A 675-nucleotide genomic window follows, 5' to 3' on the forward strand; every position below is an offset into this window, starting at 1 on the left:
TCCGTCGTCGGCAGCGTCAGATGTGTATAAGAGACAGCTCTTCGACACCGAGCTCGGCGGCCGCCTCGCCGGGCTGCCCCGCGTCGGCCTCGGCGCGATGGTGGAGCACTACCTGGGTCTGCAGCTGGCCAAGGAGCACTCGGCCGTCGACTGGTCCTCGCGGCCGCTGCCCGAGCCGTGGCTGCGCTACGCCGCCCTCGACGTCGAGGTGCTGTCCGACCTCCGGGACGCCGTGGCCGCCGACCTCGCGAGCCAGGGCAAGGCCGCGTGGGCCGCCGAGGAGTTCGAGAGCCTGCTGTCCTTCACCGGTCCCGACCCGCGCGTCGACCCGTGGCGCCGCACGTCCGGGATGCATCGGGTGCGGGGCCGCCGCGGCCTGGCCATCGTGCGCGAGCTGTGGCTCTGGCGCGACGCCGTCGCCCAGCAGCGCGACGTCTCCCCCGGACGCGTCCTGCCCGATGCCGCCATCAGCGAGGTCGCCGTCGCCAACGCCCGGGCCACGACGCCCCCGCGGTCGGTCGGGTCGCCGGAACCGCGTCTGGCGCGCTCGATCCGTCGCAACCAGGAGGCCATCCTCGAGGCGGTCGGCCGCGCGCTCGCGCTGCCCGAGGAGGACCTCCCCCCCTGTCTCTTATACACATCTGACGCTGCCGACGACGGAGAGAGTGTAGACCT

1 protein-coding gene is annotated in these 675 nt (G+C 73.5%); it reads left to right on the plus strand.

All coding sequences use genetic code 11. From position 1 onward, the window contains the following. Positions 1-22: 22 nt before the first annotated feature. Positions 23-675, plus strand: a 653-nt coding sequence (locus ACR9ZK_RS21635) for an HRDC domain-containing protein (protein ID WP_481344021.1), incomplete at its 3' end; no start/stop codon positions are given.

The organism is Monashia sp. HAY1-5C, from assembly GCF_056755255.1.